The following is a 16,018-nucleotide window of genomic DNA, read 5'->3' on the forward strand; positions in this document are numbered from 1 at the left end:
AAGGAGGATCATAAGATGTCGAAAACGATTATTCGTGAAATCGGTACTCTAGTCCCATCATTTGAAGAAGAAAAAGTTTTAATTCTCTTTGGACCTAATGCTCCTCAAGAGCTTAGAGAAGTATCTGTTATTCATGAATTTGAAGGCGATGTGTCGGATGAGCCGCTTGTTGAGGGCGGAAAAATTATATGGGGCGATCAAGAATATTTCATCACAGCAGTCGGCTCGGCAGCAAACAAAAATTTAAAGGAATTAGGCCATATTTCGATCTATTTTTCCAAACCAAATGAACATGTGCTTCCAGGAGCTGTTTTTGTCGAGCCTTTTACATTCCCACATATCGAAGTTGGAAAAGAAATTCGCTTTGAAAAATAACAATTTTCTTTCTGTTACCATTATAATTTAATACGAACCTAGATTTTATAGAAAGAAGTGGGGAATTATTGGAAGATAGAAGGCTGCTTGTGAAAATTTCTCATATGTATTATGCGGAAGGAGCTACACAATCAGAAATCGCAAAAGTGTTCGGTGTAAGCCGGTCGCTGATCTCAAAATATTTATCAAAAGCAAGAGAATTGGGAATTGTTGAAATTAAAATTCATGACGGCTCCCATCATCCTCTCATGAATATAGAAGCAAGAATTGAAAAAAAATATGGACTTCGGGAAGTCATTTGCGTTCCGAATCTAGGAAACGGACCGGATTTGGAAAATATCGGGGAATATGCGAGCAAATATTTATTAAGGATATTGAAAGACGGACAAATTGTCGGGGTTTCTTCTGGCACGACATTGCTTTCTGTTGCGAAGCAGATGCCAGCTAACCTTAATTATTCCTCCACGACCTTTGTTCCGATTGTAGGAGGAATGGGGGATGAACGGGTAGATATACATGCCAATGTTCTTGTTTCGATGTTTGCTGAAAAATTGAAGGCAAATTATAAGCTTCTCCATGCCCCTGTGATGGCTGACAGCAAAAAAGATAAGGAATTGTTTATGACCCAAACATCTATACAAAGCATTTTTAACCTTGCCGAAAAAGCGGATATCATCCTTGTAGGAATCGGCGGTTCACCTAAACACTCAACCATTACGAGATCAGAGCTGGGAAAAAAGTATAGACAATATTTTAATGAACTCGATGCTGTTGGCGATATTTGCTATAAGTTTATCGATGAAAACGGAAGTGCCCCTTCAAATATTTGGAATGATAAAATCATTTCTTTTAATATTGAAAAATTAAAAGAAATTCCGTTTGTTATTGGAGTGGCAGCAGGACTGGAAAAAGTCGATGCGATCAAAGCCGTTTTAAAAGGGAAGTTAATAAATGTGTTAATTACAGATGAAAAAACAGCGGAAATGCTTTGACCTAAAAAAATTAATCATATGTGTAAGATGGGGTTCGATAAGTCCCTAAATAAATCAAGTAAAAAACAATAAACCGTTTTTCTCTGGTTGATTTCGATTTTGTCTAAAAGAGCTGAGCTGCCATAACTACAAATTGGCAGCCATTTTTTTTGCATAAAACATGGTTGCAGCCCCTCGATTATCTTTAGTTTACCAAACAAAAGAAAGAAGCTTGAGTACTTCCACTATTTTGAAAGGCTCCAATAAATAAGCTTATATAGATATTCCTTGACTATTTTCGGAAAAAACTCTATATTTATTACAAAAGTAACTATAAAGAACAAATGTAAAGGAGAGGTGGAAGAAATGAGCAATCATGCATTTCCAGCATTTATAACGAATGAAAAATTAGTTGAATTGTATAAACAAATGTGGCTGATACGATATTTTGATGAAAAAGTCGACCAATTTTTTGCAAAAGGAATGATTCATGGAACGACGCACCTTTGTGTAGGACAAGAAGCAACAGCAGCCGGAGCCATTGCTGTTTTACAAGAGAAAGATAAAATTACCAGCACGCACAGGGGCCACGGCCATTGCATTGCTAAAGGTGCAACAGTCGATAGAATGATGGCCGAACTGTTTGGCAAAGTGACCGGATACTGTAAAGGGAAAGGCGGTTCCATGCACATTGCAGATGTGGAGAAAGGAAACCTAGGGGCAAACGGAATTGTCGGCGGCGGCATACCACTGGCAGTCGGTGCGGCATTAACTTCAAAGATGAAAAATGAAGGATATGTTGTATTGTGCTTCTTCGGAGATGGTGCAGCAAATGAAGGAAGCTTCCATGAATCGCTAAACCTTGCTTCCATTTGGGATCTTCCAGTTGTGTTCATTTGCGAGAACAACCAATACGGAATGAGCGGATCTGTGAAAGAAATGTTCAATATTGAAAATATAGCGGATCGTGCACAAGCATACGGTATTCCAGGAAAAGTAATCGATGGGAACGACATGCTTGAAGTGATGAATACTGTTCATGAAGCGGTTGAACATGCCAGATCAGGGAAAGGTCCTGTGCTGATTGAAGCAAAAACATACCGATGGAAAGGCCACTCAAAAAGCGATGCCAAAAAATACCGCACTCGTGAAGAAGAGCAAGAGTGGAGAAAAAAAGATCCGATCAAACGGTTTAAAGAGTACTTGCTTGAAAAAGGAGTATTAACAGAAGAAAAGGCTGAACAGCTGAGAGAAGAAGCTTTCCAGGAAATTGAAGACGCTGTTAAATTTGCGGAAAACAGTCCAGAACCGTCTGTTGATACATTGCTTGAAGACGTTTATGCGTAAATTTAAGGAGGGGAAAAGCGATGAGAGAGATCACTTATTTAGAAGCAGTTCGAGAAGCAATGAGTCAAGAAATGAGAAAAAATGAAGATGTTTATATATTAGGCGAGGATATCGGGGTTTACGGCGGTGCATTTGGTGTCACGCGGGGGATGATCGAGGAATTTGGTCCGGAACGTGTGAGAAATACGCCAATTTCTGAAGCGGCAATCGCTGGTGCGGCGATCGGATCAGCACTGACAGGCATGCGGCCGATTTTGGAGCTTCAATTTTCAGATTTCATCACAATCGCTATGGATCAGCTTGTGAACCAAGCTGCAAAGCTCCGGTACATGTTTGGAGGGAAAGGGAAAGTTCCGATGGTTGTAAGAACTCCTGCCGGATCAGGTACAGGCGCAGCTGCCCAGCATTCTCAAAGTTTGGAAGCTTGGATGGCGCACATTCCGGGGCTGAAGGTCGTACAGCCGTCAACAGCTTACGATGCAAAAGGATTATTAAAAGCGGCGATTGACGATGATAATCCAGTTATTTTCTACGAACACAAACTCCTTTACAAAACAAAAAGCCACGTTCCAGAAGAACAATACTCGATTCCATTAGGAAAAGCGGATATTAAACGGGAAGGCAAAGATGTGACGATTGTTGCAACAGCGATTATGGTGCATAAAGCATTAGAAGCGGCAAAAGAGCTTGAAAAAGAAGGAATTGACGTCGAAATTGTCGATCCAAGAACGCTTGTCCCGCTGGATGAAGAAACGATCGTCGAATCTGTGAAAAAGACAGGAAGAGTCGTAGTCGTTCATGAAGCTGTAAAACGTGGAGGATATGGCGGGGAAATCGCAAGTGTCATTGCAGAGAGCGAAGCCTTCGATTACCTTGATGCCCCAATTAAACGCCTTGGCGGGCTGCCTGTCCCTATTCCTTATAATCCGAATTTGGAAAAAGCAGCTGTCCCGCAAGTACCGGATATTATAAAAGCAGTAAAAGAAACGGTTCAATTTAAATAAAAAGGGGGGAGAACCGATGGCAAAAGAAATTTTTATGCCGAAGCTGAGCAGTACGATGGAAGTCGGGACACTCCTTCAATGGTTTAAAGAAGAGGGAGAGTCCGTTGATATCGGCGAACCGTTATTTGAGATAATGACCGATAAAATCAATATTGAAGTTGAGGCATATGACAGAGGAATATTGTTGAAAAAATATTTCCAACCGGATGACCAAATTCCGGTCAATCAAGTGATCGGATATATCGGCGAACCGGGGGAAAAGGTTCCTGACGAGCCGCCGGCTTTATCAGAGGAATCAAACGAACAATCCGTTGAAAAGACTGAACAGTCTGAAACAAACGAAGACGCTGTCGAAGTAAAAAGCAATGAGAATGGTAAAGTACGAGCCACACCTGCCGCAAGACGTTTAGCAAAAGAAGCGCAAGTGGATCTTCGAAACATTGTAGGAAGCGGGCCAAAAGGACGCATACACCTTAAAGATGTGAAGCAATATTTAGAAACAGAAAAGGCACAACCGAAAGCATCGCCGCTAGCAAGAAAAATTGCAGAGCATGAGAATATAGACTTGAAGGCGCTTCAAGGCTCAGGTGCAGGAGGCAAGGTGATGAAACAGGATGTTATCAACGCCATTCAAGCATCAAGTCAGAAAGCTCAGCAGCCTGAAGTCCGGAAGAAACTATCCGGATTGCGGAAAGTGGTTGCCGACAGAATGGTGCAAAGCGCATTTACTGCTCCACATGTTACATTGGCCAGCGATATTGATATGACAAAAGCAATCGAAATGAGAACAGCGCTTCTTCCGGTTGTCGAAAAACAAACTGGATTCCGTTTAACTTATACAGACATTATTATCAAAGCAGTCGGTACAGCTTTATCACGATTCCCTGAAGTGAACGTTCATTTGGAGCATGATGAAATCATTTATAAAAATGAAGTTAATGTTGGAGTGGCAGTTGCGGTAAAAGACGGTTTAATGGTGCCGGTAATTAAACAAGTTGAGCAGAAAGGATTGGCCGCTATTTGTGCAGAAGCAAAAGATTTAAGCAAACGTGCAAGGGAACAAAAACTCCGGCCTGACGAGCTTAAAGGCTCTACCTTTACGATCAGCAATCTCGGCATGTATCCGATAGATGTATTTACACCGATTATTAATCAGCCGGAAATAGCCATTTTAGGTGTTGGTAGAACCCAAGAAAAACCTGTAGTAGTCAACGGGGAAATCGTCATTCGGCCGATGATGACAGTCAGCCTGTCTTTTGATCACCGTGTAATAGATGGAGCACCTGCTGCAGAATTTTTGGCTGAAGTAAAACGCATTCTTGAAAACCCGTATGAAATGATCTTATAAGGAGGGGGCTCAATTTGACAAAATCGTATGATATTGCAGTAATTGGCGGTGGACCAGGAGGCTACATGGCAGCACTTCATGCAGCTCGGTTTGGAAAAAAAGTAATGCTAGTCGAAAAAGATTTTTTGGGCGGCACATGTTTAAATAGAGGCTGCATCCCTTCCAAAACATGGTTGAAAAACGCTGAAATTATTGAGGCAATTGAATTATCAAGAGAATGGGGAATTCAAACGGACAACATCACGATTTCATTAGACAAAATGAAAAAGCGCAAAGACGAAGTCATCTCCCGTCTCAGAAACGGTGTTATGTTTTTGTTAAAGCAAGGAAAAATTGATGTATATGAGGCAGAAGGCTTTGTAGAAGAAGGAAATATTGTAAAAGTAGTTTCGGATAAAAAAGAGGAACGTGTTCAAACAGACAAAATTATTGTGGCAACCGGTTCATCTCCTTCCGTTCCCCCAATAGATGGACTGGACTCTGCGTCTTTTTATACAAGCGATACCATTTTTGATATTGAAAAAATACCAAGCTCCCTAACCATAATTGGCGGCGGAGTCATTGGGGTGGAGTTAGCTACTATTTTTTCCAGTCTAAAAACAAATGTAACGATCATTGAAATGGGCGGACGGATTATTCCAACTGAAGATGCTGACGCCTCCAAAGCGCTTGCTAAATCGCTGCAGAAAAAAGGAGTCCAAATTTTAACAGATGCGAAAGTAACAAGCGTGAAACAAAACGGAGACAAAACCATTGTCGAATGTCTAAATGAAAAAGGCGAATCGGTATCGGTAGAAGGGGAGGCGCTTTTAGTAAGCGTTGGAAGAAAACCTAATTTATCTGCCGTTCAGGCAGTAAAGCTAGAACAAAACGGGTCTTTTATTAAAGTGAACGAAAAAATGGAAACGAGCTATCCGAATATTTATGCTGTCGGCGATGTCATAGGAGGATATCAGCTGGCGCATGCGGCATATATGGAAGGAATTGTTGCCGCATCGAACGCAGCAGGCTGTGAACGGAAAATGGATGAAAAAGTTGTTCCCAGGTGCATTTTTACGCTTCCAGAAGTAGCTAGTGTTGGCTTGACAGAAGAGGAGGCCGAGCGCAAAGGGCTGCAAGTAAAGGCTGAAAGATTTGATCTTGCCGGAAATGGAAAAGCGCTTGTTTCTGGCGACACATCAGGATTTATAAAAATAGTGTATGATGAAAAATATGGAGAAATAATTGGAGTCACAATGGTTGGCCCTCACGTGACCGAAATGATTTCAGAAGCTTCCTCTTTCATATCCCTGGAAGGCACTGTAGAAGAACTGGCCAATATGATCCACCCTCACCCAACCATATCTGAATCGTTTTTTGACGTCGCAAGAAACATTATAGACAAAAGTAAAAAATAATAGCGTGATGTAAAAAGGGCTTATTTACAATTGTTATACTAATTAACATTTAGTAAAACAAATTTGTAAATAAGCTCTTATTTTTTCTAATTTAATTAAAAAGTATTGACTCGATAATTCTAACAATTTAAAATATTATTAACAAATGTAATATTAAAGAACTTTTGGAAAGGAGATGAGAATTCCAAATGATTGTCTTTCCTTATAAAGCAATAGGGAGATGGTTTTATGGAGAAGTTTGTACATCTAGATGAAGATATCATTTGCTTGGATGTCGATAAAAAAACGAATGAAGATGTAATTACTTATATGTTTGAAAAAATGAAAAAAAAGAATTATGTGAAGGAATCGTTTCTTAAAGCTGTTTTAAGTAGGGAAAAAGTATATTCTACTGGTTTACCTCTTGAAAATATGGGGGTAGCGATTCCACATACGGATCCCGAACATGTTAACATTCCAACTGTTGGTGTTGCAGTTCTTCGTGAACCTGTGACTTTTCAAATGATGGGAAATCCATCTCAATCTGTAGAAGTAGAAATAGTTTTTATACTAGCAATTAAAGATCCTAATAAGCAGCTAACAATGTTAGAAAAATTGATGGAAATGTTTCAAAATAATGATGAAATGTTTAAATTAAAAAATGCCAGGGAAAAAGCTGAAATATACAAAATATTAGATAATAAATTTAATTTTTAATATTTTAAAATGTAAGCGTTTTAAATACCTTATTTATTACAGGGGGTGGGTGAAATGATTAAACAAGCTGTTGATTTTATTCTTGATTTAGGACCATCCATCATGTTGCCTATCATAATGACAATTTTCGGATTGATTTTAAAACAAGGATTTAAAAAATCATTTCGGGCTGCTTTGACAATTGGAATTGGTTTTGTTGGAGTAAACCTTGTCATTACTCTTTTAACTAATTCATTAGGTCCAGCTACAGAGGCAATGGTCAAAAAACTTGGTTTGGAGTTGGGAATTTTAGATGTTGGCTGGCCGATAGGTGCAGCTATTTCATTTGGTACTCCAGTCGCTCCACTTATGATTCCTTTAGTACTAATTTTAAATGTTATTTTATTGTCGATTAATTTTACTAAAACTTTAAATGTTGATATTTGGAACTTTTGGCATTTAATTTTTGCAGCTTCTGTTACTTATTATGCTTATGACAATATGATACTTGCATTGTTTGTAGGTTTAGTGGTTTCTGCGATTACATTAAAACTAGCCGACTGGACAGCACCAGCTGTTGAACACCATTTTGGCTTAAAAGGCGTGTCTTTAGCACACTCGGAAACGGTCAATTTTGCCCCAATCACTTACGCAACAAATAGAATATTGGACAAAATACCGGGAATTAACAAAATTCATGCAGATCCTGAAACTTTAAGTAAAAGATTTGGAATATTTGGGGAACCGTTGATGATGGGGCTAATTTTAGGAATGCTAATTAGTATCCTTGGAGGCTACGATTTAAAGGGAATTTTAACACTTGGCGTACAAATGGCAGCTGTGTTAGTTCTTTTGCCTCGGATGGTATCCCTCCTTATGGAAGGGCTGATCCCTATCTCTGAAGGCGCAAGAGATTACATTAATAAAAAATTTCCTGGAAAAAACGTATATATTGGATTAGATGCTGCTATTGTAATTGGTAATCCAGCAAATATGGCAGTAGCTTTAATTATGGTTCCTATAACGATTCTTTTGGCCGTGATTCTTCCATACAATCAAATGTTACCATTTACAGATTTAGCGGTTCTGCCTTTTACCGTCATTTGGGCTGTAGCAGCAGCTAGAGGAAATATTGTTAGGGGATTAATTAATGCTATCATTACGATCATGATTGTTCTTTTTATAGCAACGAATTTAGCGGAATTGGCAACAACAATGGGAAGAGCAGTAGGTTTTGATTTTCCTGAGGGAGCTTCGTTGATTTCTGGTATTGATTTAGGATCTCATGTTATTCCTTGGATCATCGTTCGTTTACTGGACCCAACAAATCCTTATTTTATTGCTGCAATTATATGCGCAGTACTATATGGGTTGATTTGGTATTGGGTGAGAAATGATATCAAAAAGCAATTCGCAAAGGAAATGGGAATCTTGGAAGAGAATAATAAAAATATAGAATAGCAAAAAATATGAGGGAGGAATAAATTTGGCACAGAAAAAAATTTTAGTATGTTGCGGAACAGCTGTTGCCACTTCTACTGTAGTAGCCAAAAAGATTGAAGAAGTTTTAAAAAATAAAGGATTCAATGTAGCTGTTGAACAATGCAAGGCTGCAGAAGTGCCTGTAAAAGCTGAAAATGCTGATGTAATCGTTACGACAACACCAGTAAGTAATGTTGGGGATGTGCCAGTTATTCAGACTGTCTCTTTTTTAACGGGTGTTGGGATTGATGATGATATTAACAAAATTATTGAATATTTAAACAAGTAACATGTATCTGGAAAAAGAGTTAGATTTCAAATTCCTTAAAAAGAAATCTAACTCTTCTTGTGCGCCCGGCATGGGTGTAATCTATAGGGTGAAAGTCCCGAGCTGCGAAGGCAGAAGTAGCAGTTAGCTTAACGCAAGGGTGTCCGTGGTGACGCGGAATCTGAAGGAAGCGAGCGGCAAACTTCCGGTCTGAGGAACACGAACTTCATATGAGGCTAGGTATCACTGGGTGAGTTTGCAAGACAAAACAAAGCCCTTTCTGCCGAAGGTGATACAGAGTAAATGAAGCAGATGGATGGAAGGAAAGATTACACTCTTACCCGGGGAGGTCTGGCGGATATGTGAAGTACGCTTCATAACCTACTTAGTGATAAGTAGCTGAACAGTCAGAAGTCAGCAGAGGTCATAGTATTAGTTGGTCTAGAACAACTAAGAAGGACCGAACAATTAAGAGAGAATAGCCCTTGGCATTCAGTGAGTCATGATGAACACAGAAAACGTAGTACCTCACTTGAGGGAGGAAGCGGTGAATCCCGTGGGAGATCTCTTGGAGGGTGGAGTGACCACTGGCATAAAGAGAACAGCTATTCACGGAAGTTATAAAGACTTGCGTCAATTATCTTAATTGAACCGCCGTATACGGAACCGTACGTACGGTGGTGTGAGAGGACGGGAGTTAATCGCTCCCTCCTACTCGATTCAATTCGGAGGTTGTTATGAAAAAGTATAGGTATAGTAAATGGATGGTTTGCAGTAAAAATTTTGTTCCTTTGATTTTAATGGTTGGTTTGTTTGGTTATGGGATATATGGCTATCTTATTGATGAACATAATGAATTATATAAACTATTAATCATTGTTATGCCTTTTTTAATATTATCCTCCGTTATTGGTTTACAATTTCCTTCTTCTATCACGGTAACGAAAGAAGGAATTTTATTTGAAGGATTTGGCAGACAGCATAAATATGATTGGAGTGAAGTTAAAAATGAAATGAAAATAAAAAAATATGATTTTGCTGGCCAAATATACATTCGCATAGGTAACCAGCGAATATTTGGCGGAAGATATTGGATTTCATATAAAATGGACGGTTACTCTGAATTATTAAGTGAATTAATAAATAGAGGTGCTCGCGTACTTTAGTGGAGGAGATCAATATGAAAGCTGCTGTCTTTTATGATAGGGAGGATATAAGGTATGAAGAAAGACCAATTCCTCAAATAGGTGAAAATGAAATTCTATTAAAAATGAAGGTATGTGGTGTATGTGGAACTGATATTCATAAAGTAGTCGATGGAACTGTACCGCCTAATACAGTATTAGGGCATGAAGTAGCAGGGGAAATTGTACAAGTTGGTAAAAATGTTACACAATTTGAAGAAGGAGATCGTGTTTTTGTTGCCCATCATGTACCATGCTTCACCTGTCATTATTGTAATAGAGGAAATTACAGTTTATGTACTCAGTTTAAAGCAACAAATCTAGATCCTGGTGGTTTTTCAGAATATATTCGAGTCTCTGCTGTTCATGTAAAACATACAATGGGAAAATTGCCATCTGCTATGAGCTTTGAAACAGGAGCTTTTGTAGAACCAGTTGCTTGTTGTTTGCATGGATTTGAGTCCATTGCATTAAATCCTGGAGATACAGTTTTTATAATGGGGGCAGGTCAAATAGGGTGCATTCAAATTCAATTGGCAAAATATTTCTTAGCTGACAGAGTAATCGTAAGTGATATTAACCCATTTCGGTTAAACAAATCATTAGAATTTGGTGCGGACTATATCATAAATAGCAAGAATGAACATGTGAGGGACAGAATAATGGAAATAACAGATGGCCAAGGGGCAGATGTAGTTATTATTTCAGCTGGTGTTAATCATCTGTTGACGGAAGCAATGGAATGTGTAGGCAAAGGTGGGACAATATTAGTATTTGCTCCGTTTAAGAGGGACCTTGTCCCATTACGGGCGGATAGGTTTTTTCAAGACGAAATTAAACTTGTTGGCTCCTATTCATCCAATCCATATAATTACGATAAAGCATTACAACTACTTAAGATGGGTGTTGTAGAAGCGGATAAGATGATCACACATCGTTTCCATTTATCACAGCTGAATGAAGCCATTCAATGTGCACACAGTACTAAAGAGAATGTGCTAAAAGTATTGATTAAATCGTAATAAATGGTGGTGAAAAATCCTTTGGAAATAAAGTTAAAAAATAAAGTTGCGATCGTGGTTGGAAGTAATTTTATTTTTGGGAAAGAGATATGTTTAGCACTTGCTTTATCTGGCGCTGAGGTATGGATTCATCATTTTAATGAGGAGGACAAAATTGAGCAAATTTCTAAAGAAATCTCCTCGCTCGGCGGAACAGCAAAGGTCATCTCAGGCGACTTAAGGAAACTAGAAGAGGTTCAAAAAGTTATTTCAAAAATTGCAAAGAATAGTGGAAAAATTGACATTTTAATCAATAATATTCATGTTTTGTCAAAAGAAACAATTGAGGATTTAGATCCTAATGATTGGATTGAAACGTTGGAGTTCAACCTTGATATTCCGTTCTTATGCAGCAAGGAAGTGATTCCACACATGCTAAGAATTGGGGAGGGAAACATTATTAACATTTCAGCAACCGCGGCAGTCACCGGTGAAATCGGCCCCCATTATGCAGCGTCGAAAAGCGCATTAAATTCAATGACTAAAGGATTGTCTAGGGAATTCCGTGAATTTGGAATACGTGTAAATAGCATTTCTCCTGATATCGTTCAAACATCAACATCATTGTCTTCTCTCAGTAAAGCAGTTGCAAACACAGTTTTGTTTTTATGCTCTCCATATGCAACACATTTAAAAGGCGAAATAATTTTCCTTGGAGAGGAGGAAAATATTCATTGAATAGAGAGAATGTATTGGTAATTGGAGGAGCGGCGGGCATTGGAAAACAGATTGTTTTAGACTTTGCCGGAAGGGGAAAAAAAGTAGCAGTAGCTGATATTAATAAAAAAGCACTTGATCAACTAATCAATGAAAGCGGAAGACCAAATGACATTTTTAGTTTCGAAGTAGATGTATCGAACTGGGAAAGCGTTCAAAATATGATGACAAAAGTTAAAGAAACTTTAAATTCGATTGATATTTTTGTTTATTCTGCAGGGATTACGAAACAAGTTTCTTTTTTGAATATTGATTGGGCATCGTGGAAAAAAACAATAGCTGTAAATTTACATGGACTTTTTTTCAGTACAAAAGCAGTGTTGCCATTAATGAAAAATAAAAATGGGGGTAGTATTATAATCATTGGATCTGGTTCTGCCATAACCGGTTCAGGCGGAGGTATCCATTATGCTGCTTCAAAAGGTGGTGCTTTTGGATTTATGAGATCTTTAGTAGGAGAGCTAGGTAAAGAAGGAATTAACATAAATGTGATTGCTCCTCGTGTAATTGAATCGGACATGCTTGACCGCTTGTATCCTTCAGAGGGATCCAAAAATACTCTAAAAAAAGAAATTCCGATAGGCAGACTAGGTAAACCTTCTGATATTTCAAATCTCACTAATTTTTTGTCTAATGAAGAATCAGCATATATTCATGGACAAATCATTATTGCAGATGGCGGGAGAACATTTAGACCAAAAAGCGGTTAAGTTCACTTGATTAGTTTTGAACTTGATCATCTATTTCTTGAGCTTTACAAGAACCATTTTTTCATCTTAAAAATAATGGTCAATATTGTATTGGGGCAACTTTATGTTCAAAAAACAATAGCTATATGTGTTTTTCGTTCATAATTGTTTTTGCTCACATAAAATTGAGCCACTTCGCTCATGAAAACGTGAACCACTCCATTTCCATCGAAAAACACCATCTTGATATGGAGTGAGAGGCATGATAGGCTTGTTGCCTATCGAAACACTTTGATGTGTCGCCTTTCGAGTGAAATCATGCCTCTGGAGGCTCCATGTCAAGACACTCCAGATTTACCATTTGCCAATTTCGAAGTGACTCACAAGTATGTAATCGGAGTGGCTCAAAATTCAATTATCAAATACAATAATAAAAAAGATTAATAAGAATTTATATGGAAACAAGGGGAATGATAGTCAAATAGTCTAGATGGTCCCAGTTCACCTTCGTTAAATTGTTGTTAAAACATGGCGGATTCTTTTTTGTGTTTGACCTTTTTGATTAAAGAAATTGAATAAAGGAAAAGTCCTTTGTTTATTTCAATATAAAAGTGTGGAGAGGAATAAAGTGCTTATGCAGTGATATACACTGGGCTTTACATGGAGGAAGGCAATAAAAGTTTAACTGTTTTAACTGGTGATTGTTGGAAGAATTAAGCTGCAGCGGCTCCATGTCAAGCCTTTTATAACTGAATCGTTGAGTTATATTATTGCAAATTTTTAATGTTGACTCCACACTCTGCTTTTTTTCTTGCAGAAATAGTCCTTCTCAGCTCTGGCAACAACTTTCACCATTCCCCATTTTAGATCTTTCGTATGCTTTTCATTTAGGCTATCTTACTCAAGTGTTGAAACTTAAGGCCGTTAGTTTCTTGACGTGTTTGATGAATCAAATTGAACAACTCAGAAAATTCTTGCTTATTCATTGTACTTATTAGTTCATTTGTTGTGTTTTTTGTGTTATCCTTATCCATGGGAATTATCCTTATAATTAGAAATTCTAATTATAAGGATTTTTTATACTGATTAAAGACCATGTATTTTCCATATATTTAAAAATATTACAAAATTTTTTGAATATAACAACTTGAGGAATAAGATTAATTTAAGTCAAAGGTTAGTTAATATAAGTTATTTTTAACAATGCTGATGGTTAAATAAAGAGGTGAAGAAATGTTAACGTGGGAAGAAAGGAGACAACTTGTCAAGATAGCGACTTTATATTACACAGAAGGATGGACACAAGAGCAAATTGCCAAAAAAATTGGCGTGTCTAGACCGATTGTTTCGAAAATGATACAAAAGGCAAAAGAAGCAGGAATTATTGAAATATATATAAAAGATGAGAGTATCCATACAGTTGAATTGGAACAGAAGCTGGAAAAATATTTTAATTTAAAGGATGCAGTTGTTGTTCCTTCTGTAGGTTTAACTCCTGATTTGGTAAAGAGTGCAGTAGGACGAGCAGGTGCTTATTATCTTTCTAAAAATTTAAAAAACGTAAAACGTCTCGGAATTTCCTGGGGAACTACACTTGCCGAACTTGTAAAGGAATTTCCATATGTACGTAATGAAGATATACATATAGTTCCGCTCGAAGGTGGTATGGGAAGAAAATACGTTGAAATTCATGCAAATCAACTGGCATATGAACTGGCAAAAAAGTTAAATTGTACATGCTCTTATTTATACGCTCCTGCGATTGTAGAGACAGAAGAATTAAAAGAAAGATTATTAGCAATGCAGGATATAGAAGCAGTGCTTGAAGAAGGACGAAATGTCGATATAGCAGTCATCGGAATTGGTAACCCGCATAGGTCATCTACATTGCGGAAGTTAGGTTATTTGAGTGATGAAGATTTAAATTATTTACGCAAGCTCGGTGTAGTCGGAGATATCGGATTTCGTTTTTTTGATGATTTTGGAAATGTTATTATCGACTCTTTTACGAACAAAGTAATTGGCGTTACTTTAACAGAACTGAAAAAAATTAATCAAGTAATTGCTGTTGTTGAAGGGATACACAAACTTGAAAGTATAAAAGCTGCATTAAACGGTGGATTTATAAATGTTTTAATTATCGATGAACAGACTGCTGCAGCAATTGTTGAAAACTGGTAATACCCTGTTAATTCAATCCCATGGGCCGATTTATAGAAAAATTAAATAAAAATACTATGCTCCAACTCTCAAATCATTAAGTTTTGAAGTTGGAGTTTTTTTGATTTTGCTGAAATATTTTGCCGATTTAAAACGTCGACGCTTACTTAAAAAAATCACGTGTCTTTGTTTAGCATGGGGCATTTTGTAACGGATCATTACAAGGCAGTTATTCCACTAAAAAAGTGGGGTAAAAAATTTAAAAGCAAAGTTGAAAATGGTAATGGCGAAGGAACAGATAAAGAGCGGACAATAGGTTGAAGGAAAGCAAGGGAGGAGGGAAAAAGTTGAAAATTCAACGCATTGAAAGGCAAAGTCGGCGAAAAATTCTGAACTCGTTTTTAGAATAATCGTTGTTTATTGAGAACTCATAATGTAGGTTCGAAAGCCTTTCTATGTCCCGATTAAAAAAGAAAATGTCCGTAAGAGAAAATTGACACCATTAGTATTCAACGTGCGATGACTGTTCCCCTGATAAAGCCAACATAGCATTTATTTGTCCTAGCAATTTAAAAATGAGAAAAGTGGTCCAGCTCAATGATTTTTTCGTTTGTTTTTCGCCTCTTGTCAAGCTTAATCAGAATGAAACATATATCGATTGACAGGTCTTCCGATGCTGCCGTACTGAACATGGATTGAGACTTTTTTGATTTTCGCCAGGTAGTCTAAATATCTTCGTGCAGTAACGCGTGCAATACCGATTCCTTCCGCAACTTCTTCAGCGGAAATCGGTTCTTTTTGATTTTGAAGGAAACGGATAATCTTATCAAGTGTTACTTGGTTCAACCCTTTAGGCAGTTCTGGATTCTCTGGCTTTTTCTTGAATTTATTGTTTAACAACATAGTGTCTACATCTTTTTGCGTTAATTTTTCTTTTTCCTTCAGCTGGCTATGATAAAGCAAATAGTTTTTTAATGATTGTTGGAGCCGTTCAAATTTAAACGGTTTCATAATGTAGTCAAAAGCGCCGTTTTGCAGGACACGGCGAACAGTTTCCATATCTCTCGCAGCGGTAATCGCAATGACATCTACGGAATGACCCTCTGACCGGATTTGCTTAAGCGTTTCTAATCCATCCTGATTAGGCATGTAAATATCTATAATAACTAGTTCAGGTTTCAATTCTCGAACAAGCTCTATGCCTTCTTTTCCGTTTCCTGCGATTCCAATCACAGTAAAGCCGTCGACTTTTTGGATAAATTGTTTATTCACCTCTTGAACCATGGGATCATCTTCAATCAACAATACACTAATTTTTTTGTTCAAATTTTTTGCCCCCT

At 37.7% G+C, this 16,018-nt stretch carries 15 protein-coding genes; 14 read left to right on the forward strand and 1 reads right to left on the reverse strand.

Going from position 1 to position 16,018, the window contains the following annotated elements:
- Positions 1-15 precede the first annotated feature (15 nt).
- From NST97_RS15750 to NST97_RS15815, 14 genes are all read left to right on the forward strand, one after another.
- Positions 16-375: a PTS glucitol/sorbitol transporter subunit IIA gene (locus NST97_RS15750; RefSeq protein ID WP_063386335.1), complete on the forward strand. Its 360-nt coding sequence runs from the start codon at positions 16-18 to the stop codon at positions 373-375.
- 89 nt (positions 376-464) lie between these two features.
- Positions 465-1,367, forward strand: coding sequence for a sugar-binding transcriptional regulator (locus tag NST97_RS15755; protein WP_339194163.1), 903 nt, complete (start codon positions 465-467; stop codon positions 1,365-1,367).
- Between the two features lie 345 nt (positions 1,368-1,712).
- A complete protein-coding gene (pdhA, locus tag NST97_RS15760) occupies positions 1,713-2,693 on the forward strand; it encodes a pyruvate dehydrogenase (acetyl-transferring) E1 component subunit alpha (protein WP_341343431.1) in 981 nt (326 codons plus the stop codon).
- 20 nt (positions 2,694-2,713) lie between these two features.
- On the forward strand, positions 2,714-3,697 hold the full coding sequence (locus tag NST97_RS15765; RefSeq protein WP_339198665.1) for an alpha-ketoacid dehydrogenase subunit beta: 984 nt from the start codon (positions 2,714-2,716) through the stop codon (positions 3,695-3,697).
- A gap of 16 nt (positions 3,698-3,713) precedes the next feature.
- A complete protein-coding gene (locus NST97_RS15770; protein ID WP_066246925.1) occupies positions 3,714-5,045 on the forward strand; it encodes a dihydrolipoamide acetyltransferase family protein in 1,332 nt (443 codons plus the stop codon).
- Positions 5,046-5,059: 14 nt separating this feature from the next.
- Positions 5,060-6,442, forward strand: coding sequence for a dihydrolipoyl dehydrogenase (lpdA, locus tag NST97_RS15775; RefSeq protein ID WP_341343432.1), 1,383 nt, complete (start codon positions 5,060-5,062; stop codon positions 6,440-6,442).
- Between the two features lie 228 nt (positions 6,443-6,670).
- Complete coding sequence (locus tag NST97_RS15780) at positions 6,671-7,138, forward strand: PTS sugar transporter subunit IIA (protein ID WP_066246921.1); 468 nt, start codon at positions 6,671-6,673, stop codon at positions 7,136-7,138.
- A 54-nt stretch (positions 7,139-7,192) separates the two neighbouring features.
- Positions 7,193-8,578: a PTS galactitol transporter subunit IIC gene (locus NST97_RS15785; protein ID WP_066246919.1), complete on the forward strand. Its 1,386-nt coding sequence runs from the start codon at positions 7,193-7,195 to the stop codon at positions 8,576-8,578.
- Between the two features lie 25 nt (positions 8,579-8,603).
- Positions 8,604-8,888, forward strand: a complete 285-nt coding sequence (locus tag NST97_RS15790; protein ID WP_066246917.1) for a PTS sugar transporter subunit IIB — start codon at positions 8,604-8,606, stop codon at positions 8,886-8,888.
- A 716-nt stretch (positions 8,889-9,604) separates the two neighbouring features.
- Positions 9,605-10,033, forward strand: coding sequence for a hypothetical protein (locus tag NST97_RS15795; RefSeq protein WP_341343433.1), 429 nt, complete (start codon positions 9,605-9,607; stop codon positions 10,031-10,033).
- Between the two features lie 14 nt (positions 10,034-10,047).
- Positions 10,048-11,073, forward strand: coding sequence for a zinc-dependent dehydrogenase (locus tag NST97_RS15800; RefSeq protein WP_341343434.1), 1,026 nt, complete (start codon positions 10,048-10,050; stop codon positions 11,071-11,073).
- Positions 11,074-11,094: 21 nt separating this feature from the next.
- The gene (locus NST97_RS15805) at positions 11,095-11,790 is read left to right on the forward strand and encodes an SDR family NAD(P)-dependent oxidoreductase (RefSeq protein ID WP_165381940.1); all 696 of its coding nucleotides are present in this window, start codon (positions 11,095-11,097) and stop codon (positions 11,788-11,790) included.
- The gene (locus tag NST97_RS15810) at positions 11,787-12,539 is read left to right on the forward strand and encodes an SDR family NAD(P)-dependent oxidoreductase (protein ID WP_066246911.1); all 753 of its coding nucleotides are present in this window, start codon (positions 11,787-11,789) and stop codon (positions 12,537-12,539) included. The genes NST97_RS15805 and NST97_RS15810 overlap by 4 nt, the downstream gene beginning before the upstream one ends.
- Before the next feature lie 1,212 nt (positions 12,540-13,751).
- Complete coding sequence (locus NST97_RS15815) at positions 13,752-14,699, forward strand: sugar-binding transcriptional regulator (protein WP_066246910.1); 948 nt, start codon at positions 13,752-13,754, stop codon at positions 14,697-14,699.
- A 612-nt stretch (positions 14,700-15,311) separates the two neighbouring features.
- Here the strand turns inward: NST97_RS15815 and NST97_RS15820 are convergent.
- Positions 15,312-16,004: a response regulator gene (locus tag NST97_RS15820; RefSeq protein WP_268753441.1), complete on the reverse strand. Its 693-nt coding sequence runs from the start codon at positions 16,002-16,004 to the stop codon at positions 15,312-15,314.
- Positions 16,005-16,018: the final 14 nt, after the last annotated feature.

Origin of the sequence: Aeribacillus sp. FSL K6-1305, from assembly GCF_038050115.1 — a bacterium.
Classification (GTDB): domain Bacteria; phylum Bacillota; class Bacilli; order Bacillales; family Aeribacillaceae; genus Aeribacillus; species Aeribacillus composti.

What these genes read in the sequence shown, in the direction of transcription:
- NST97_RS15750 (WP_063386335.1), top strand. Translation starts at nt 16, where the DNA reads ATGTCGAAAACGATTATTCGTGAAATCGGTACTCTAGTCCCATCATTT.
- pdhA (WP_341343431.1), top strand. Translation starts at nt 1,713, where the DNA reads ATGAGCAATCATGCATTTCCAGCATTTATAACGAATGAAAAATTAGTT.
- NST97_RS15765 (WP_339198665.1), top strand. Translation starts at nt 2,714, where the DNA reads ATGAGAGAGATCACTTATTTAGAAGCAGTTCGAGAAGCAATGAGTCAA.
- NST97_RS15770 (WP_066246925.1), top strand. Translation starts at nt 3,714, where the DNA reads ATGGCAAAAGAAATTTTTATGCCGAAGCTGAGCAGTACGATGGAAGTC.
- NST97_RS15780 (WP_066246921.1), top strand. Translation starts at nt 6,671, where the DNA reads ATGGAGAAGTTTGTACATCTAGATGAAGATATCATTTGCTTGGATGTC.
- NST97_RS15785 (WP_066246919.1), top strand. Translation starts at nt 7,193, where the DNA reads ATGATTAAACAAGCTGTTGATTTTATTCTTGATTTAGGACCATCCATC.
- NST97_RS15795 (WP_341343433.1), top strand. Translation starts at nt 9,605, where the DNA reads ATGAAAAAGTATAGGTATAGTAAATGGATGGTTTGCAGTAAAAATTTT.
- NST97_RS15800 (WP_341343434.1), top strand. Translation starts at nt 10,048, where the DNA reads ATGAAAGCTGCTGTCTTTTATGATAGGGAGGATATAAGGTATGAAGAA.
- NST97_RS15815 (WP_066246910.1), top strand. Translation starts at nt 13,752, where the DNA reads ATGTTAACGTGGGAAGAAAGGAGACAACTTGTCAAGATAGCGACTTTA.